Here is a 16594-nt window from a genome sequence, read left to right as displayed (position 1 = left end):
CGACCTACAGCGGCGAGGATTGGCTAAAGAAGCTCACTTGGCATATGTTAAACTGAAGAGAATATAATCCAGTCTGCCAAGGTGGTGGGTTCCGAAGGGCGAATCACCAATTGTTAGAACGCTATCTGATCCATTGAGTATTTGTATCTTTACTGGGTTTATGATATATTTTAAGACTAAATAGCACACCAAATGGGTAAAATTATAATACATAATTATAATGTGGTGCCGGCTCCCTCATCTGGTGCCCCTCCGGTGAAGGGAGCCGGCACCATTAGTCTAACAACTGTTGATTTAAAATTCAACATATTTCCAACGTCCCTTTTTGCAGGAATTTACGGATTTTTGTCGAATATTTATATCAAAATATACCGACCTGCTCATAAAAAATGAGGGGTCGGATTTTTTGTTTTCTAGAAGTGCAGATGGAGAGGGAACAAAGATGGTCAAGTGCCATTGCCAAATTCTTAAGAACGGATGCACCGTTTGCTATTGTGGTGAAATTAAAATTACAAAGTGCCCAGGCGAACGGGCTAAAATAGACTACCTGCCCCTACGACAAGTCCCGATTGGGCGGACGGGCCAGAGAAGGGGGGATATAAAGAAGGATGAAGATCGCACAGATCGCACCACCTTGGTATCCCATCCCACCGGCGGGATACGGTGGAATTGAGCTCGTGGTGAGCTTGCTCACGGAGGGGCTTGTCCAGCGGGGGCACGATGTAACTCTGTTTGCCTCCGGTGATTCATCAACGGAAGCCGAATTGGTATCGGTATTTAAATTCGCTCCCACCAAGGAAATCGGTCAAGTTTACCCCGATCTTCTTCATGTTCTCAATGCTTACGAGAGGGCAAGTGAATTCGACATCATCCACGATCATAGTGGGATGATCGGTCCAGCTCTCGGCTCTTTTTGCTCTACGCCAGTCCTGCATACCTTGCATGGACCGGCAACGGAAAGAGCCAAATACTTATATAGTAGGCTTAAAGACAAGATTTACTTTAATGCCATATCCGAATATCAGCGCAAGTGTTTTGGGAACTTAAACTTCGTTGCCACCATCTATAATGCCATCGATATTCACGCTTATCCCTTTTCTCCACGGAAGGGCAATTATTTGCTATTTCTTGGAAGGATGAGCCCAGAGAAGGGAGTCCATCTTGCAGTCGAAGTTGCAAACCGCCTCAAAAAGAAATTGGTCTTGGTGACGAAGATGGCTGAGGAGCGTGAAAAGCGATACTATAAGACCCAGGTTGAACCCCTGCTCTCAAAAAATGTTGAAATTTTGGGCCAGGTTGATTTGAAGACCAAAGCTGAACTTTATATGAATGCGGAATGTACATTATTTCCTATCCAATGGCCCGAGCCCTTCGGTCTGGTGATGGTCGAGTCGATGGCCACCGGAACTCCCGTAGTTGCTTTAAGGAACGGTTCCACACCTGAAGTTATCGTTCATAAAAAGACCGGTTTTATCGTTGATTCCATGGAAGAAATGGTAAAAGCTGTTGCTAAGGTGGAAGAGATCGATCCCAAGATGTGCCGCAAACATGTGGAGGAAAGATTCTCAGCGGAAAGGATGGTTGGCGATTACGAAAAGACGTATCAAAGGATACTGGGTTTTACAACGATGCAAGATACGGACACCTATTATTTCCAACACCTCTGTTAAAAATGTTACAAAATGAAACCTAGACCACCCATTTCATATGGGTGGTCTCATTTATTTATAAAATATTATGCTCACTTTCCTTCTTCTATAACCGCTCACCTTGATATTTTACCGCTTGTGGATAATTCTTGGCTCGTTGGGAAATTAACCTTTAAAATTTCTTCGAAACCGTAAAGGTATTATTGATGGAACTATCCTCAATAAGTTTTACTGCCTTGGATTTATAACACCCATTAATTTAAAGTTGTTTTCTTCGATACCACTTACTGAATCAAAAGTTTGGTTTTTGTGAGTTTTTTCACGAAATCTCCAACGGTGCGGTAATTTAAGTTTCCTTAAGGAAGGGGGACTACCCTTTTGCTAGGTAAAATTCTAAAATCTACTTAAAAAGGCATTGTATATTAAAAAAGGGGGTTTTTCTCATGAAGACCGATCTTGAAATCGCTCAAGAAGCGAAATTGAAGCCGGTTTCGGAGATAGCGGAGCAAATTGGGCTCTTAGCGGATGAAATCGAATTCTATGGTAAGTATAAAGCCAAAATTTCCCTTGATGTTTTGGAAAGGTTAAAGGGCAGACCGGATGGTAAATTCATCACCGTGACGGCGATCACCCCCACTCCTCTGGGGGAGGGAAAGACCACTACAAATGTGGGACTCGCCATGGCTTTGGCCAGAATAGGGAAGAATGTAATAAATACCCTTCGTGAGCCCTCCATGGGCCCGGTCTTTGGCATCAAGGGCGGTGCATGTGGAGGCGGTTATGCTCAGGTTGTCCCCATGGAGGATATAAATCTGCACTTCACAGGGGATATTCATGCCGTGGGGGCGGCTCACAATCTACTTGCCGCTATGCTGGACACCCATATCTTGAAGGGGAACAAACTCGGGATAGACCTCCTCTCCATCACTTGGCCCAGGGTTGTGGATATCAGCGATAGGGCTTTAAGGCACGTCGTAATCGGACTCGGGGGTCGTGAAAACGGTATTCCAAGGGAAACGGGCTTTGATATCACCGTGGCTTCGGAGGTTATGGCCATTCTGGCTCTGGCAACCGATCTTAAGGATCTTAGGGAGAGACTGGGCCGTATAGTTGTGGGGAATACCTACGACGGCCGACCTGTAACCGCGGAGGATTTGAGGGCTGCAGGGGCGATGGCCGCGCTACTTAAGGATGCTCTAAAACCGAACCTCATCCAGACCCTTGAGAATACCCCCTGCATCATGCACGCTGGTCCTTTCGCCAACGTGGCTCACGGCAATAACTCCATCATTGCCGACCTCGTTGCCCTTAAATTGGCTGATTATGTGGTCACGGAAAGTGGATTTGGTGCCGACTGTGGGGCGGAAAAAATGTTTAACATAAAGTGCCGTTACGGCAATTTAAGACTTGATTGTGTGGCTCTCACCGCGACCGTAAGGGGCTTGAAGATGCACGGTGGCGGCTTCAAAGCCATTCCTGGAAGACCAATCGACAGGGAACTCATGGAGAAGGAGAATGTCGAAGCCGTGGATAAGGGCTGCGAAAATCTGGAAAAACAGATTGAAAACATGTCGCTGTTTGGCGTTCCAGTCGTCGTTGCCATCAATAGATTCCCCTCAGATACCGAGGCGGAGATCGAGGTGATAAAGGAAAAAGCAGTACAAGCTGGAGCCAAATATGCCATCCCCATCGAGGTCTGGGCAAAGGGAGGAGAAGGAGCCATCGAACTAGCCGAAGCGGTGGTCGAAGTTTGCAAAGAACCAAATGATTTCCATTTTCTGTATCCTTTGGATATTCCCATCAAGGAAAAGATCGAGATCATCTGCACCAAGATTTATGGAGCGGATGGTGTCGAATATACTCCCTTGGCTGACAGAAAGATAGAGCTATATACAAAACAGGGATTCGATAAATTGCCCATCAATATGGCCAAGACTCATCTCTCCCTTTCGCATGATCCCAATTTGAAGGGGAGACCAAGGGGATTTAGGGTTCCCATTCGGGATATTCGAGCCTCCGTCGGTGCTGGATTCCTCTACCCCATTTGTGGTGAAATGAGGACAATGCCGGGACTTCCCTCAGTACCTGCAGCTGTGCACGTCGATATCGATGAGCACGGGAGAATTGTTGGACTGTTCTAGGGCTCCAAAATACGAGCTTAATCTCGATATAATTACTGTGAACCGTGAACGGTGAATCATGTAAGTTGTTGGAAGGTTGGTTGGCTAACAGCGAACAGCGAGGATGCGAGATCATGAAGGAACACACCATAATATTTTATCCCAGCAATCGAAGAGTTCGAGTGAGAGATGGAGAAAACCTCCTGCGAGCGGCGATAGCTGCTGAGGTTCATATCAATGCCTTCTGCGGCGGTGATGGCACCTGCGGTAAATGTCGAGCGATTGTAGAGAAGGGAATAGTGGACACAAAGCCGACGACGATGCTATCACCCGAGGAGATAAAGGAAGGTTATGTCCTCGCCTGCCGTTCTGCGGTAATGAGCGATCTCGAAGTAAGGATTCCCATCGAATCCAGGCTGGCAGATAGACAGATTTTGGAGAGGGAAAGAAGGGTCCCTACCTATGGACATATCTTGTCTACCGCTGAGTGGGAGGCGCGCCTCGCGAGTTTAAAATTTGATCCAGCTGCAAGGAAGGTTCATTTAAGATTGAAGCCACCTTCCTTGGATGATAGCTTAAGTGACCTGTCTCGGATCGAAAGGGAGCTTAGTGTGAAGCATCGCATAAAGAACATCGTCACAGATATTTCGGTTGTCTGGAAGCTACCCGATATCCTCAGGCAGAACAATTGGGATATCACGGTGACCCTTTTGAGTACGGGATCTGAGGTCAGACTCACGCAGGTGGAACCGGGCGACACGACCTCCCAGCATTATGGTGTAGCCATAGATGTGGGCACCACGAGCATCGTAGCTCGCCTCATAGATCTCAACAAGGGTTATACCCTGGCTCAAAGTTCAGACTACAATGCTCAAATAACTTATGGGGAGGATGTGATAACCAGGATTATTTTTGCGACGAAGGAGAATGGATTGGCTAAATTACAATCCCTCGTTGTCTCCACAATTAATGGATTGATCGAAAGATTGATAAAGAAAGCCAGGATAAAACCGGAGCATATAAGCGTCCTTGTAGCGGCTGGAAATACCACGATGACCCATCTCCTCCTCGGACTCAATCCCAAATATATAAGAGAAGAACCATACATCCCAGCTGCCACTTCCTTCCCTTGGGTGAAATGTGGAGATTTGGGGATGAGTGTTGTTCCTCAGGCGTATCTCTATTGTTTTCCCTGCGTAGCTAGCTATGTGGGTGGTGACATAACGGCCGGGATACTTGCTTCAAATTTCTTAGAGGAAGATATACTCACATTGTACACGGATGTGGGGACCAATGGAGAAATGGTCTTGGGTTGCTCCGATTGGTTGCTCTCTTGCTCATGCTCAGCTGGTCCCGCCTTTGAAGGCGGCGGCATTAAACACGGCATGCGAGCTACAAGGGGAGCCATAGAGCAAATTCGCATTGATCCAGTGACCCTTGAACCCATGATAATAACGATCGGTCTCACGAAACCATCGGGGATATGCGGTTCAGGTCTCATCGATGCCGTGGCTGAACTATTCCTGGCCGGGGTGATCAACCAGAGGGGAAAGATGAATTTGGAACTCGAAACCCCAAGGATCCGAGAGGAGGAATATGGGGCTGAATATGTGTTGGCCTGGGCTGGCGAGACTGCCACGGGTAAGGATATCGTGATCACCGAGGTCGATATCGATAATTTGATGCGGGCTAAAGCAGCTGTCTTTGCAGGGATAACGGTGTTGGTGGAGAGTTTGGATCTCAAGCTCCAGGATATAGAAAATATCATCATCGCCGGAGCCTTTGGAAACTATTTGGAGATCGATAAAGCCATAACCATCGGTCTCCTACCAGAACTTCCCATGGAGAAGTTCACTTTCGTAGGGAATGGATCCTTGCTCGGTGCTTGCTTTGCTTGTCTATCGCGGGAAATGCAGGAGAAAGCCAAAAAAATTGCTAAGAAAATGGCCTATCTTGATTTAAGTACTAGTTCCAAGTTCATGGAGAGATACGTTTCGGCTCTCTTTCTCCCTCACACCAATGTGGATCTCTTCCCCTCCATGAAAGGAAGGATAAAAGCTCTTACGAGGAAAGCAATATAAAAGCAACATAATTGTGGTGAGTTTGTTGAGTTGCATAATAGCTGTGGCTGGGAAGGGTGGCACCGGAAAAACTACCCTCGCGGCGTTGATCATCAGTTATTTATGCCGAAAAGGAAAGACACCCATTTTGGCAGTGGATGCCGATGCCAACACAAACCTGTACGAAGCCTTGGGGGTGGAACTCAAGTCCACTATAGGTAGTATTCGGGAAGAGGTGTTGGAGAGCATCCGTGAACTGCCGCCTGGAATATCGAAGGATACGTACATCGAATTCAAGGTTCAGGAGGCTTTAGTTGAGTCGGAGAAGTTCGACTTACTGAGCATGGGAAGACCCGAGGGACTAGGATGCTATTGCTATGCAAATACAATCTTAAGGAGATGCTTGGATGCTCTATCAGAAAACTACCAGTATGTGGTGATAGATAACGAAGCCGGTATGGAGCACTTGAGCAGGCGCACTACGAGGGATGTGGATTTCCTATTGGTCGTCTCCGATCCTACCTTAAGAGGGGTTGAAACGGCGGTGAAGATAAGAGACCTGGCAAGCGAGCTCAAATTGAAGATCAAAAAAATTTTCCTAATAATCAACCGGATAGAAGGGAAACCCCATCCTTCGGTATTAAGCGAGTTGAAGAAAGGTGAGCTTAAATTGGCGGGAATAGTGCCAAATGATGAGCTCATTCCCCGATACGATTTAGAACATCGGTCCCTGCTCGAGCTTCCGGAGACCTCTAAGGCCGTGCGAGCCGTTGATGGGATAATGGAGGAGCTTTTGACAAAAATCACTTAAGGGGTGAGGGAGATGACGGCTAAAATCATCAACGGGAAAGAGATAGCTTCCAGCATTTACCGTGAATTATCAGAGGAGATAAAAATCCTTAAAGAGAGGAATATTACCCCCGGGTTAGCGGTTATTCTGGTTGGCGAGGATCCTGCATCCATGATCTATATCCGCCAGAAAGAGAGAGCCTGTCAAAACTTGGGTATTCTATCGAAAAAATATCCTTTATCCAAAGATGTTTCCGAGAAAGAACTTTTGAGACTAATCACTGATTTAAATAATGATCCTTCGATCCATGGCATCCTCGTTCAGCTACCATTACCCGATCACATCGACACCCGGAAGGTTTTAAACGCCGTCGATCCCCAAAAGGATGTCGATGGTTTTCACCCCTTTAATGTGGGTAATCTGACCATTGGTGAAATCCTCTATCCACCGTGCACACCCCATGGGGTATTGGAGTTGTTGAGGAAGATGAAGATAGAGATTCGAGGCAAAGACGCTGTGGTGGTGGGAAGAAGCAACATCGTTGGGAAACCCATGGCCTTAATGCTTTTACACAATGATGCTACGGTCACCATTTGCCACTCCAAGACCAAGGATTTGGCTTCCCACACGAGGAGAGCCGATATTTTGGTGGTTGCCGTGGGGCATCCAAAACTGGTTACCAGGGGTATGGTTAAGGAAGGAGTGGTCGTCATCGACGTGGGCATCAGTAGGGTTGATGATAAATTGGTGGGCGATGTTGACTACGATGCGGTGAAGGAAAAAGCCGCAGCCATAACGCCGGTGCCGGGAGGAGTTGGCCCGATGACCATAGCCATGCTTCTAAAGAATACCGTTAAGGCAGCCAAAATCCAATCTACTCATCGTTGACGTATTTAAAAATATTTCGGTGAACCGTGAACGAACAAGGGGGTTTAAATGGCTTTTGTACCGCTCTTTGAGAAATATATGGGCAAGATCAGAGAAGTGACCATCGGAAGTGGGGATACCGAAATTACCGTCGGTGGAGAGAGTACTCTCTCCTTCCATCTATTCGAGGGAGAGATGCCCCACAAGCCCCTCATAGCCATGGAGGTTTATGATGTGGTTCCCGAAGGGTGGCCCGAGGTCGCTTTGGAGCCCTTTAAAGATGTAATCGATGATCCCGCGGCGTGGGCCAGGAAGTGTCAGGACCAGTATCGAGCTGATTTGATCTGCCTTCAGCTCTTGGGAACCGATCCCACGGGAAAGAATCGCAGCTCCGATGAAGCTGCTCAAACCGTTAGATCCATTTTGGATGCGATTTCCATTCCCTTGATCATTTACGGCTCAGGAAATGTGGAAAAGGATATGGAGGTCTTAAAGAAGGTAGCTCAGGCTGCTCATGGGAAAAGGGTAGTTCTGGGCCCAGCCCAGGAGGATAATTACAAATCCATAACCGCTGCTGCCTTGGGTTTTGATCATGTTGTGTCGGGACAAACGCCGATAGATGTGAATATGGCCAAGCAACTCAACATTTTAATAACAAATTTGGGAATGGATTCCGAGAGGGTGATCATGGATCCCTCGACAGGGGCTCTGGGTTATGGTTTGGAATACACCTATTCGGTAATGGAGAGGGATAAACTAGCAGCTTTGCAGCAGAACGATGCAATGATGCAGATGCCTTTAATCTGCAATTTGGGTAGAGAGGCCTGGAGGGCTAAAGAGGCCAAAACCACCGAGGAAGATGAACCTTCCTGGGGAGATGCCAAAAAACGCGGTATTTTATGGGAAGCCCTTACCGCGATAAGCTTGGCCTTAGCTGGTGCAAATATCTTGATCATGCGCCACCCCGAAGCCGTAAACTTGGTGAGGAAGGCAATCGACCTTTTAGCCGAGGGTAAATGGTGTAAAGTTTAAGAAAGGCTTGTTTTCTATGGAGAAAATCTGCACTTGCTTAGAGGGGGAAAAGACTCGGGAGATAGTGAAAAAATATGAGGGCAAAGAAGGAGTGCTCGTCCACATTTTGCAGGATGTTCAATGTGAGTTTGGCTATCTTCCAGAAAATGCGATGAAGGTCATCGCGGAAGAGCTTGATATCTCCCTGGCACACGTCTATGGGGTGGCCTCGTTTTATACCCGTTTCTATTTCACGCCTCGCGGTGAGAATATCATCAGGGTATGTGTGGGTACGGCTTGCCACGTTCGGGGTTCGCATGCAATTCTGGAAGAATTTGAGACCAATTTAGGTTTAAAAGATGGAGAGACCAGCGGTGATTTAAAATTCACTTTGGAGACCGTCAGTTGTGTTGGTTGTTGTGCCCTAGCCCCGGTCGTAGTCATTAACGACGTGGTCTCTAAAGAGAAGAACCCAAAGAAGATAGTCGCAAAGTTGAGAGGGGAAGAGGAGCAAGGTGACTAGATTAAAAAGCGTAGAGGATTTACAAGCCCTCAGAGAGGTACTCATCCACAAAAGAGAAGCAAAGAAGCATAGAGTGAAAGTGTGTGCAGGGACAGGTTGTCGTGCATCCGGTTCCATCGATGTAATAAGAGCCTTTTCTAAAGAGATAGAAAAGCAGGGTCTTGAAGTTGAGGTTATACCCACGGGTTGTCAGGGTTTTTGCCAGAGGGGACCTCTGGTAACCATTGAACCCCAGGGTATTTTCCACCAAAAAGTCGATGCTTTTGATGTCCCCAAGCTCATCGATTTTACTGTGCTCAGGGGCAAGGAGATAGAAAGACTCTTATACACTGATACCGTTACCGGAAAGGTGGCGCGCAATCAAAGAGAAATTCCCTTTTATCAAAAGCAGATGCGCGTAGTCCTGCGTAATTGTGGGAAAATCAATCCAACTAATATCGAGGACTACATTGTGACGGGAGGCTATGAAGCCCTGGCAAAGGTTTTGTCCAGCACGACTCCCGAAGAAGTAATCGAAGTCGTAAAGGAATCGGGACTTCGCGGACGAGGAGGGGCAGGATTTCCCACTGGATTGAAATGGAAATATGCGAGAGCCGCTAAAGGTGATAGAAAATATGTCATTTGCAATGGAGACGAAGGCGATCCTGGTGCGTTTATGGATAGAAGCGTTCTCGAGGGTGATCCCCATTCTGTGATCGAAGGCATGATAATATGCGCTTACGCGGTTGGCAACGTATCTGAAGGTTTCATCTACGTGAGGGAAGAATACCCCCTAGCCGTTGAAAATGTGAGTATCGCTCTTTCCCAGGCAAGGGAAATTGGATTGTTGGGAGAGAACATCCTAGGGAGTGGTCTCAACTTTGACATAGAGATCAAAAGGGGTGCAGGTGCCTTTGTTTGTGGTGAATCTACGGCGTTGATGATGTCCATAGAGGGTCAAAGAGGTATGCCCAGGGTAACCCCGCCTCGCTCCACCGAAGCGGGATTGTGGGCCAAGCCCACCTGCCTGAATAATGTGGAGACTTTTGCTAATATTCCCGTGATTATTACACGAGGAGTGGAATGGTATAAGAAGATAGGCACAAAGGAATCCAAGGGGACGAAGATATTTGCCTTAACCGGAAAGGTCAAAAATACCGGACTCATCGAGGTACCCATGGGTATAACCGTGAGAGAAGTGGTTTTTGACATTGGAGGAGGAGTGCTCGGGGATAAAAAGTTTAAAGCGGTTCAAATTGGTGGTCCGAGTGGGGGTTGCATTCCAGAGGAACATCTCGATGTACCCATTGACTTTGAATCGCTGGGAGAAGTTGGCTCGATGATGGGTTCAGGTGGTCTAGTGGTGATGGACGAATCGGATTGTATGGTGGAAATAGCTAGATTTTTTCTTTCTTTTACCCAGAGGGAATCCTGTGGTAAATGTCCACCATGTCGCATTGGAACCTATGAGATGCTGGAGATTCTCACGCGAATTGTGGAAGGAAAGGGTGAGGAAGGGGATGTCGAACTTCTTGAAAGAATGGGTGAGGAGATTAAGACCACTTCCCTATGTGGGTTGGGGAAAACCGCTCCAAATCCGGTTTTGACCACGATCCGTTACTTCAGGGACGAGTATGAGTCGCACATAAGGGATAAGTACTGCCCAGCGGGGGTATGTAGAGCGCTCGGTGCCTACAGGATTTTGGAAGATGAGTGTCTGCAGTGTGGTTTGTGCAGGGAAGCTTGTGCTTATGATGCCATCATGGAGGAGAGAGATGGATTCTATATCGATCCGGTCTATTGCAATGGCTGTGGAGCTTGTGTTGTTGTGTGTCCAATTCACTGCATCACTTTTGAAGGAAAAAGGGTGGTTAAAGCATGATATCAGCGGTGGAGGAGCGTTGTGCGGTCCTTGAAGCATTGGAATATCTTCGTGACTTTGCCCAAAAAGAGGTGTGTGGCAGATGCCTTCCATGCATGCTTGGGACGGATCGGATAATTTGGATATTGGACAAGATTACCCGAGGTGAGGGCATAAGCCAAGACATGGAATTCCTTCGGTTAATCTCTTATAAGGTTGGCGAGACGGCTCGATGCAAAAAGGGAAGAGAAGCAGCCCAATTTCTATCAGATTCACTCTCTTCCAAGGAGCAAGAATACAGGGAGCATATAGAGGAGAAGCATTGCCCCAAGAAATCCTGCAAGGATCTCATCTCCTATAGGGTGGTCGCCGAAAAATGTACGATGTGCGGCTCATGCAAGAGCATCTGTCCCGAAGAAGCCATCCTTGGAGACGAATATATACCATATTTGGCTGACAACAGGCCTTATATCATAATGGGAAAAAAGTGCATGAAGTGTGGTCTATGTTTGTCAACTTGTGAAGCCGATGCTATCATCTTGGTCTAACAAAGGGGAAAGAAATTGAGCCAGTTGGTTACCTTAAATATCGATGATCGGGAGATTTCCGTGCCCGATGGGGTAACGATCATTGAAGCCGCCTCCCGGGCGGGTATCGAGATACCCCATCTTTGTTACTGTAAGGGTCTTGAAAGCACGGGTGCGTGTCGGTTATGCCTCGTTGAATTGGAGGGTGCCAAGGGATTGGTCGTCTCGTGCAGGAGGAAGGTCAAGTCCGGGATGGTGGTGCGAACGAGAACGGACAGAGTCCTTGAAGCCAGGCGTTTCGTTGTAGAACTTATATTATCCAATCATCCAGGGGATTGTATGAGCTGTGAAAGGAATGGAACCTGCGAGCTTCAAAAGTATGCTTATGAGTTGGGGATCGAGAAAACGCGGTTTATGGTGAAGGATCCAGGTTACCCCGTGGATTCGAGCAATCCACTGATTGAGAGAAATTACAACTTATGCATCCTTTGTGGGAGATGTATCAGAATATGTAAGACTCAGGGCAGCGACATTCTGGATTTCATGCAGAGGGGCATCGTAACAAAGGTCACCACACCCCTCGATAAACCCCTTCAGGAAGTTGGTTGTGATTTTTGTGGCAGTTGTGTCGCGGTCTGTCCCGTGGCTGCTTTGTTGGAGAGGAGCCGCAAATTCCGTGGACGGGAGTGGGAGCTCAATAAGACTAAGACCGTCTGCTCTTATTGCGGTTGTAGCTGCGATTTACTGATCAACACAAAAAATGGTGAAATCGTTAAGGTAACCACCGAGGAAAAAACGGACTATCTCTGCGCCAGGGGTAGATTCGGTTGGGATTACGTCCAAAATGGAGAAAGACTCAAGGTACCCCTGATTAAAAGGGATGGCAAATTGGTGGAATGTACTTGGGATGAGGCATTGGACTATGTGGCAAGGCGGTTATCAAAAATAAAAGATACCCATGGTCCCCATGGCTTGGGAGGAATAGTCTCCGCCCATCATACCAATGAAGTGATTTATCTCTTTCAGAAGTTCATGAGGGCCTGTTTGGGCACGAATAATGTCGATAGTTCGGTCAGGCTTTTGAGCTATCCAGCCGTAGCGGACTTCATTGAGGTATTTGGGACCCCCGATGTAGCTTGTTCCCTCGCCGAGATGGAGGAAGCCGACACACTATTCATCGTTCATTCGGATGTCGATATGAGTTCTCCTTTTGTCGGTGTCGAGATAAAAAGGGCTTCAAAAAGGGGAGCGAAATTGGTAACCATCGATCCAAGAAGCACCAGAGTCGCCAAGATATCTCACTTATATTTAAGACCAAAACCGGGCACCGAAGCCATTTTGCTCAACGGCATAGCTCATTGCATGTTGGAGGAGGGTTTATATAACCGAGAATTCGTCGAGACGAAATGCAGCAATATGGATCAGTTTAAAGAATTTTTGACCAAGCAAGCGAGGGATGTGGAGAGGAAGACGAGGGTCTCCTGGGAAAGCATCGCCAAAGCAGCGAGATTCTATGGTGAGAGTGACAAAAAGGTGATAATCATCTTTTCACCTGAAGCGAGTGACATTCAAAGCATTCACGCCATTATAAATCTGCTGTTGCTGATGGGAAGAGTGAAGGGAGGAGTATTCCCTTGCATGTCTCTTTGCAATCTCCGAGGTGCCGCCGATGTGGGTGCTCTTTCGGAGTTTTATCCCAGTTACAAAAGGGTAGATGATTCAACAGCCAGGAGGAAGTTTGAAAGGATTTATGGAGCTGCACTGCCAGATAAACCTGGTCTTTCGTCCCTGGAGATGATTCAATCCGGTACCACCATTTTAGCCCTGTATATCTTGGGTGAAAATCCGGTTGTATCCTTCCCAAATACGATGGAAACTGTGAAAGCTCTCATCTCCCTTGATTTTCTGGTTGTTCAAGACATTTTCCTAACTGAAACTGCGAAATTGGCTGATGTGGTCCTGCCGGGAATAAGTTTCGCCGAGAGTTCTGGTAAGTTCACCAACTCGGAGGGTAAGGTAAAGGTGATAAATAGAGCAATAGATCCTCTGGCCAGGCCGGATTGGAAGATAATAGCCGAGTTATCGAGTAAAATGGGTTATCCCCTGGATTATGATTCAGAGGAAAAGATCATGGATGAAATAAAGACCCTCATTCCGGCATATTCCGGTGGGAGCTGGGATTGGAAGGAAAGATACTCATTCATGACGGCGGATATGGGTAAATCATACGAGACCCCAGATAGCACACATCCATATTTGTTGATGACCGGTCCGACCAAATTCGATTTTTATGATGGATCCCGGACGAGCAGGTCAAGGATATCCCAGCTTGAACCATTTCAAGGTAAGTACCTGGGGATAAATCCAGAGGATGCCAAATCCTTGGGGATAACGGAGGGGTCCAAAGTTCTGGTTTCATCTAAAAGAGGCAGTATAACCGTTGTGGCGAAGATGGATGAATCATTGCCTCTGGGTCTGGTGTTCATGCCGGCACATTTCCCGGGATCGAATACACTCACGACTTCGGATATCGAACCTACCACAAAGACCAGGAAGATTCAGCTATCTGCAGTGGCGATTTTACCACTCGAGGAAGTGGGGGAAGTGACTAATGAGTAAATATAAGAGGAAAGGTAAATCATCAAATCCGGTGAGCATCCGTTCCGAAACTAGCTGCGTGGCGAGCATCAAGATGCTAGATAAGACGGCCAGAGAGGGTGTTACCACAGCTTTTCAGCGGTCCAAGGAGAAAAGGCCATGTCCCTTTGGAAGTGTGGGATCCTGTTGCAAGGTGTGTAACATGGGTCCATGCCGTATTATCCCCAGGAAGAATGGTTTCGATGTGGGAGTTTGTGGGGCGACGCCGGAGGTTATCGCGGCAAGAAATTTTGGTCGCATGATCGCGGCTGGAGCAGCTGCCCACTCAGATCATGCCAGGGAGGTTGTTCTAACTTTTTTGGCGGCAGCCAGAGGCGAGGCACCGGCATATGAAATCAAAGATGAAGAGAAGCTGAAAATGATAGCAAATGTTCTTGGAGTGGGTGTGGATGGAAAGGATAAGAATCAAATCGCCATCGAGGTTGGAGAGAAAGCGCTGGCAGAATTCGGCAAGCAGGAAGGGGAGCTTTGCTTCATAAAACGAGCCCCTACAACCAGACAAAAGCTGTGGGGGGACCTCGGTATCGTCCCCAGAGGTATTGATCGTGAAATTGTGGAAACGATGCACAGAACGAGCATTGGTGTGGATCAAGATTATAGGAATATAATCCTCCACGGTTGTCGAACCGCTCTGGCTGACGGTTGGGGTGGTTCCATGATCGCCACCGAACTGCAGGACGTCATGTTCGGCACACCAGTTCCTTTAAGGGCGAAGGTTAATTTAGGGGTCCTCAAAAGGGACGAAGTCAACATCATCGTCCACGGACATGAACCATTATTACCCGAGGCAATGGTCATCGCCTCTCGTGACCAGGAGTTACTTGATTTAGCCAAGAAAGCTGGGGCAAAAGGGATAAACATCGCGGGGATATGCTGTACCGCGAATGAACTTTTGATGAGGCATGGGATACCCATAGCTGGTAATTTCTTGCAGCAGGAATTGGCCATCGCAACTGGGGCAGTTGAGGTCATGGTCGTTGATGTCCAATGTGTCATGCAATCCCTGCCCTCGGTGGCTCAGTGTTATCACACGGAGATCGTCACCACATCGCGAAAGGCGAAAATACAGGGTGCAATCCATTTTGAATTCCATGCCCATAATGCAATCGATGTGGCCAAGGATATAATAAAACGAGCCATCGCCAATTATCCCAAAAGGGGAGGGGTGGAAATCCCCAATGAAGAAATGGAGCTCATTGCCGGTTTCAGCCATGAGACGATAGAGTATATTCTCGGAGGAAAATTCCGCTACTCATATCGTCCCCTCAACGACAATATAATCAACGGGAGGATAAGGGGAGTTGTCGGCGTTGTGGGGTGCAACAATCCCCGCGTGAAGTCCGATTTCATTCATACCACTCTGGTCAAGGAACTAATCGCCAACAATGTTTTGGTCCTAACCACCGGCTGCTCCGCCATCAGTTGTGCCAAGGAAGGATTGTTGGTTCCCGAGGCAGCTGAACTTGCTGGCTCAGGACTACGCGAGGTGTGCGAGGCGGTGGGGATGCCCCCAGTGCTTCACTGTGGCTCTTGTGTGGATAACAGCCGCATCTTAATCTCGGCTTCTGAAATAATAAGGGAGGGCGGATTGGGTGACGATATTCATCAGATACCCGCCGCCGGTTGTGCTCCAGGTTGGATGAGCGAGAAGGCCATCGCCATCGGTCAATACTTCGTCGCCAGTGGAGTCATGGTCGTATTTGGAGTGTCCTTCCCCACCCTGGGAAGCGAGACCTTATGCGATTTCTTATTTAGAGAGCTTGAGGATCTCACCGGGGCGATGTGGGTTTATGAACCCGATCCAATGGAGATGGCAAGGATATTAATCGATCGCATTGACCGAAATAGAAAAGCTCTGGGAATCGACAAGAAGATAGAAAGGGTGCTTTATGACATGGAGATGAGGAGGATGCTTCGTGTCTAAAATCATCGCTTCAGCTGCCATAAGGGGTGCTCATAAGATTGTCAAAAGGGCAGAGGAAGATATCAAAAAAGCCCTTAAGAATTATGGACCGGACAAGATGGTGAGTTTCCCCAACACGGGGTATTATCTCCCCGTGATTTATGGGATCACGGGAATGAAGGTGAGCACCCTAGGCGATATGCTCCCAGTGTTGGAGAGGGCTAAATCGCTTCTTCCACCGGTTCCTGACAAGCGTGTATGGCTACCTTATCTTGGTCCTGCACTGGATGCGGGAATGGCCACTCTATTTGCTGACGAAATCATCGAGGCCATAAAGTATGCTGGTGAGAATGTTCTCTATACCATGACCGCTAGTCCCACGGACGAGAATATCTGGCTGGGAGCGGCGGATGATGTCATCATGCGAGAAAGGGGAATTGAATTCGTGGACGGCACGGCCCCCGGTTTTGCAGCTGTGGTGGGAGCTGCTCCGACCAATGAGATCGCCGTGAAAATCGCCCGGGAATTGCAGGAGAAGAACTTATACGTTTTCATGTCAGCCAGTACCAATGGGAAGAACATGGCGGAGCAACTCGCCGAAGAGGGAATTCAAATGGGTTGGGAGACCAGGCTTATTCCCTTCGGT

Annotated in this window: 12 protein-coding genes; all 12 read left to right on the top strand. The window is 47.7% G+C overall.

Annotation, left to right across the window (positions count from 1 at the left end; translation table 11 throughout):
• The first annotated feature begins 608 nt into the window (after nucleotides 1-608).
• Nucleotides 609-1670, top strand: coding sequence for a glycosyltransferase family 4 protein (locus AB1466_06490; protein ID MEW6189731.1), 1062 nt, complete (start codon nucleotides 609-611; stop codon nucleotides 1668-1670).
• Between the two features lie 422 nt (nucleotides 1671-2092).
• On the top strand, nucleotides 2093-3790 hold the full coding sequence (locus tag AB1466_06485) for a formate--tetrahydrofolate ligase (protein ID MEW6189730.1): 1698 nt from the start codon (nucleotides 2093-2095) through the stop codon (nucleotides 3788-3790).
• A gap of 80 nt (nucleotides 3791-3870) precedes the next feature.
• Complete coding sequence (locus AB1466_06480; protein MEW6189729.1) at nucleotides 3871-5850, top strand: ASKHA domain-containing protein; 1980 nt, start codon at nucleotides 3871-3873, stop codon at nucleotides 5848-5850.
• Nucleotides 5851-5875: 25 nt separating this feature from the next.
• Nucleotides 5876-6640 (top strand): AAA family ATPase, encoded by a 765-nt coding sequence (locus AB1466_06475; GenBank protein ID MEW6189728.1) that lies wholly within the window; start codon nucleotides 5876-5878, stop codon nucleotides 6638-6640.
• A gap of 12 nt (nucleotides 6641-6652) precedes the next feature.
• On the top strand, nucleotides 6653-7507 hold the full coding sequence (gene folD, locus AB1466_06470) for a bifunctional methylenetetrahydrofolate dehydrogenase/methenyltetrahydrofolate cyclohydrolase FolD (GenBank protein MEW6189727.1): 855 nt from the start codon (nucleotides 6653-6655) through the stop codon (nucleotides 7505-7507).
• A 48-nt stretch (nucleotides 7508-7555) separates the two neighbouring features.
• Nucleotides 7556-8518, top strand: coding sequence for a CO dehydrogenase/acetyl-CoA synthase subunit delta (gene cdhD, locus AB1466_06465; GenBank protein ID MEW6189726.1), 963 nt, complete (start codon nucleotides 7556-7558; stop codon nucleotides 8516-8518).
• Nucleotides 8519-8534: 16 nt separating this feature from the next.
• Nucleotides 8535-9020 carry an NADH-quinone oxidoreductase subunit NuoE gene (gene nuoE, locus AB1466_06460; GenBank protein ID MEW6189725.1) on the top strand — a complete coding sequence of 162 codons (486 nt, stop codon included), beginning with the start codon at nucleotides 8535-8537 and terminating at the stop codon, nucleotides 9018-9020.
• Between the two features lie 43 nt (nucleotides 9021-9063).
• A complete protein-coding gene (locus AB1466_06455) occupies nucleotides 9064-10881 on the top strand; it encodes an NADH-ubiquinone oxidoreductase-F iron-sulfur binding region domain-containing protein (GenBank protein MEW6189724.1) in 1818 nt (605 codons plus the stop codon).
• Complete coding sequence (locus AB1466_06450; protein MEW6189723.1) at nucleotides 10878-11408, top strand: NADH-ubiquinone oxidoreductase-F iron-sulfur binding region domain-containing protein; 531 nt, start codon at nucleotides 10878-10880, stop codon at nucleotides 11406-11408. The genes AB1466_06455 and AB1466_06450 overlap by 4 nt, the downstream gene beginning before the upstream one ends.
• 15 nt (nucleotides 11409-11423) lie before the next feature.
• The gene (locus AB1466_06445) at nucleotides 11424-14006 is read left to right on the top strand and encodes a molybdopterin-dependent oxidoreductase (GenBank protein MEW6189722.1); all 2583 of its coding nucleotides are present in this window, start codon (nucleotides 11424-11426) and stop codon (nucleotides 14004-14006) included.
• Entirely contained in the window at nucleotides 13999-15969 is a 1971-nt protein-coding gene (gene cooS / locus AB1466_06440; protein ID MEW6189721.1) for an anaerobic carbon-monoxide dehydrogenase catalytic subunit, read from the top strand. Before AB1466_06445 ends, cooS begins: the two co-directional genes overlap by 8 nt.
• A partial coding sequence (locus tag AB1466_06435) for a CO dehydrogenase/CO-methylating acetyl-CoA synthase complex subunit beta (GenBank protein ID MEW6189720.1) occupies nucleotides 15962-16594 on the top strand: 633 nt, incomplete at its 3' end. The genes cooS and AB1466_06435, both read left to right, overlap by 8 nt.

This window comes from Actinomycetota bacterium (genome assembly GCA_040755895.1).
In the GTDB taxonomy this organism is placed as follows: domain Bacteria; phylum Actinomycetota; class Aquicultoria; order Subteraquimicrobiales; family Subteraquimicrobiaceae; genus Subteraquimicrobium.
Note: the sequence above shows the minus strand (reverse complement) of the source record. Positions and strands in the feature narration are given on the sequence as shown.

Bases quoted from the DNA above. Each gene is read 5' to 3' on its own strand.
- AB1466_06490 (MEW6189731.1), top strand. From the start codon at position 609: ATGAAGATCGCACAGATCGCACCACCTTGGTATCCCATCCCACCGGCG.
- AB1466_06485 (MEW6189730.1), top strand. From the start codon at position 2,093: ATGAAGACCGATCTTGAAATCGCTCAAGAAGCGAAATTGAAGCCGGTT.
- folD (MEW6189727.1), top strand. From the start codon at position 6,653: ATGACGGCTAAAATCATCAACGGGAAAGAGATAGCTTCCAGCATTTAC.
- cdhD (MEW6189726.1), top strand. From the start codon at position 7,556: ATGGCTTTTGTACCGCTCTTTGAGAAATATATGGGCAAGATCAGAGAA.
- nuoE (MEW6189725.1), top strand. From the start codon at position 8,535: ATGGAGAAAATCTGCACTTGCTTAGAGGGGGAAAAGACTCGGGAGATA.
- AB1466_06450 (MEW6189723.1), top strand. From the start codon at position 10,878: ATGATATCAGCGGTGGAGGAGCGTTGTGCGGTCCTTGAAGCATTGGAA.
- cooS (MEW6189721.1), top strand. From the start codon at position 13,999: ATGAGTAAATATAAGAGGAAAGGTAAATCATCAAATCCGGTGAGCATC.